This is a genomic window from Caulobacter sp. S45 (assembly GCF_903642205.1).
Lineage (GTDB): Bacteria > Pseudomonadota > Alphaproteobacteria > Caulobacterales > Caulobacteraceae > CAHJWH01.
This window is the reverse complement of the sequence record NZ_CAHJWH010000233.1, coordinates 1-3,220: the sequence shown is the minus strand read 5'-3', so window position 1 is coordinate 3,220 and position 3,220 is coordinate 1. Positions and strand designations below refer to the sequence as shown.

Sequence of the window (3,220 nt, the reverse complement as noted above, 5' to 3'; positions counted from 1 at the left end):
AGAGCGGTGGCTTCAACGTCAGCGACCCGACCAACCCGGCCTACCAGCCGGAGACGCTGGACGCCTACGAGATCGGGGTGAAGACCGACCTCCTGCAAAAGCGGCTCCGCGTCAACGTCGCGGGTTTCTACTATGATTACAGCAACATCCAGGTCGCGCGGTTCACCACGGGCGCCATCGACTACTACAACGGCGGGGAAGCCGAGATCTATGGCCTCGACCTGGACCTCGACGCCGCCATCAGCCGAGACCTGCGGCTGTCCGGCGGCTTCGAACTGCTGCACGACCGGTTCACCTCCTTCCCCGATGCGGAGATCGGCACGCCCATCCCCACAGGCGGCACGGCGGAGACCTTGGGCAGCGCGGCCGGGAACAGGCTGCCCTTCAGCCCCGATGCGGTGGTCGACCTCTCGGGCGACTACACCCATGACTACGGCCCGCTGCATCTGGCGGCCAACGTCACCTACGCCTACAACACCGGCTGGTTCACCGAGCCGGACAACCGGCTGAGGCAGAGCCCGTTCAGCACCCTGAACACCTCCCTGACCTTCTCGCCCCGCGACGGAGACATCTCCGTGCGGCTCTGGGCCAAGAACCTGACCAATGCGGCGGTTTTCACCCAGGACAGCACGGCGGGCTTCTTCGACACCGCCAGCTACGCCCCGCCGCGCACCTACGGGTTCACGGTCCGAAAGGCGTTCTGACCGGGGCCGGCGCATCGACCGGGGGTGGTGCGGGTCGGACGCAGACCCGCCCAGCCCGGGCCATGATGCTGATTGCTGATCGGTGCGTGTTCGATGGTATCTCCTGTGATGCGCCCTTGGCCCTAGTGTCCTCTCCCAATCTCTGCACTGGCCTTATCCGCGATCGGTCGACGCGTTACCCGATCCGGGAGGCACGCGGCGACGAAGTTAGACACTCGACCCGGCCCTTACGCCGGGACCGCCGCCTGATCCGGGTGGGCGGCCATCATCAAGAGGACCAAGATGAAGCTGCTCCGCTACGAGCATTCCGGCGACACGCACCTGGGCGTCCTGACAGGTACGGGCATAGCGCCGCTCGACGGCCTGAGCGGGCGCTATCCGACCATGCAGTCGATCGCCGCTGGGGGCCCGGCGGCTCTGGAGGCCGTGCGCCGGCAGGTGGACTCCGAGCCCACCCGCGTGCCGCTCGACGCCGTGCGCCTGCTCGCGCCCATAGAGCGGCCCGGCAAGTACCTGGCCATCGGCATGAACTATAAGAAGCACGCGGAGGAGGCGGCGCGCCTCGGCGTCGCCACACCGACCCAGCAGCTCTGGTTCAACAAGCAGACCACCTGCGTCGCCGGCCCGTACGACGCGATCGAGCCGGGCGTGACCGAGAAGCTCGACTACGAGGTCGAGCTCGGCGTGGTGATCGGCCTGCCGACCAAGCACGTCTCCGAGGCGCAGGCGCCCGCCCATGTGTTCGGCTATCTCGTCGCCAACGACGTCTCGGCGCGCGACTGGCAGTTCCACAGCCCGACCTTCACCATGGGCAAGTCGTTCGACACGCACGGGCCGATCGGCCCCTGGATCGTCACCGCCGACGAGATCGCCGACCCCCATGCGCTGGGCGTCCGCTGCTTCATCAACGGCGAGCCGCGCCAGGCCAGCGACACCAGCCAGCTGATCCACAACGTCTGGAAGCAGATCGCCTATCTCTCCACCGCCTTCACCCTGGAGAGCGGCGACATCCTAGCCACGGGGACGCCCGAGGGCGTGGGCGTGGGCATGGATCCGCCCCGCTTCCTGCAGCCTGGCGACGTGGTCCGCTGCGAGGTCGACGGCATCGGCGCGATCGAGAACAAGGTGGCGGCGCGGGTCTAAAGCCGCTCGTCTCCTCCATCGAGATGGGGGATACGGACGAAGCCCGGGAGGGGGCGCCCGGCGTCACCGGGCGAGCAACGTTGGCGACGGCGTCCTCCGCGCTCCGCGACCCCTCCGTCGGCTTCGCCGCCACCCCCCCGATCGTGCGATGGAGAAGACGAACAAGCCTCAGGCTTGTAGCGCTGCCAGCGCCTCAGGCGCGCGTGCGTCGGCCGTCGTCTCCGACGCGGCGAACCCCGTAGCGCGGCGGAGCACCGCGGCGTCCCAGCGGTCGCCGCGCCAGGCGACGTGCTGGTCGGGGCGGACGAGCGCCAGGGGCGCGCCGTAGAGCTGGCGCACGGGCACGCCCGCCGGCTGCACCACCCGCAGCGGCACGCCGGCGCGCCGGGCGTCGGCCTCGGCGCGGGCGGCGTCCGGCTCGGCGCCCTCGGCCGCCACCAGGGCGAAGTCCATGCCGAAGAGGTCGTAGAGCGAGCGGCCGTCCTCGATCCAGGCGTGGGGGGCCAGGCACCCCGGGTGGGCGTCGGGCCGGTAGTCCTGGCCCACCTGCTCCAGCGGCTGCGACCCGTCGTCGACCAGGATCGGCGAGGCCGCGTAGCAGAGGCCGAGCACGGTCGCCAGCGAGCGGAACTCGCGCGTCTTGTGGGTGAGGATGCGCTCGCGCACCTCGGCGCGGAGCGCCTCGCCTTCCGGCGTGTCGTCCTCCAGGCCCTCGCGCCAGAGCTGGTTGCCGAGCACGGCGTGGTTGACCACAGCCTCGTCCATGACCTTCTCGTGCACCGGGCGGCGCTCGATCTCGTAGGCGTCCAGCAGCGCCGGGCCGCCCCAGCCCTCCAGCACCCCCGCCAGCTTCCAGCCGAGGTCCACCGCGTCGCTGACGCCCATGTTCATGCCGTAGCCGCCGAAGGGCGGATGCAGGTGGCAGGCGTCGCCCGCCAGGAACACATTGCCCTTGCGGTAGCGGTCGGCGATCAGCCGACTCGCCACCCATTCATCGGTGCTCAGCACCTCGTAGGGCAGGTCGATCCCGGTCGCCTGCGCAATCCGCGCGGCGGCGTCGGCGTTGGAGAGGGTCTCCCCCTCGCGCATGCCGGTCGGCATGAAGTACCAGATATCGTCCTTGTCCATCGGCCCGATCAGGCTCGCCCCGTCGCTGTTGACGTGCCAGTACATCACGCCTGGGCCATGCGCGTGCCGCTCGGCCAAGCCCGGCGCGCGGAACACCACGTTGTAGTTCCTCGACAGGCCGTAGGCGCCGCTCATGCCCGCGCCGATCAGCTCGCGCACGGCGCTCCGCGCCCCGTCCGCCCCCACCAGGAAGCGCGAACGGACCACTTGCTTATCGCCCAACGCGTCGCGCAGCGTGGAGGTCA

Annotated in this window: 3 protein-coding genes; 2 read left to right on the top strand and 1 reads right to left on the bottom strand. The window is 70.0% G+C overall.

Annotated elements, in window-relative coordinates; translation table 11 throughout:
• Both HUV06_RS15355 and HUV06_RS15350 read left to right on the top strand, forming a co-directional pair.
• Positions 1-704, top strand: a 704-nt coding sequence (locus tag HUV06_RS15355) for a TonB-dependent receptor domain-containing protein (RefSeq protein ID WP_174302114.1), incomplete at its 5' end; no start/stop codon positions are given.
• Between the two features lie 282 nt (positions 705-986).
• On the top strand, positions 987-1,847 hold the full coding sequence (locus HUV06_RS15350) for a fumarylacetoacetate hydrolase family protein (RefSeq protein ID WP_174302113.1): 861 nt from the start codon (positions 987-989) through the stop codon (positions 1,845-1,847).
• A 168-nt stretch (positions 1,848-2,015) separates the two neighbouring features.
• Here HUV06_RS15350 and HUV06_RS15345 read toward each other — a convergent pair.
• On the bottom strand, positions 2,016-3,220 hold a 1,205-nt coding region (locus HUV06_RS15345; protein WP_174302112.1), incomplete at its 5' end, for an FAD-dependent monooxygenase.

Coding starts and splice junctions, on each gene's coding strand:
- HUV06_RS15350 (WP_174302113.1), top strand. CDS start 987: ATGAAGCTGCTCCGCTACGAGCATTCCGGCGACACGCACCTGGGCGTC.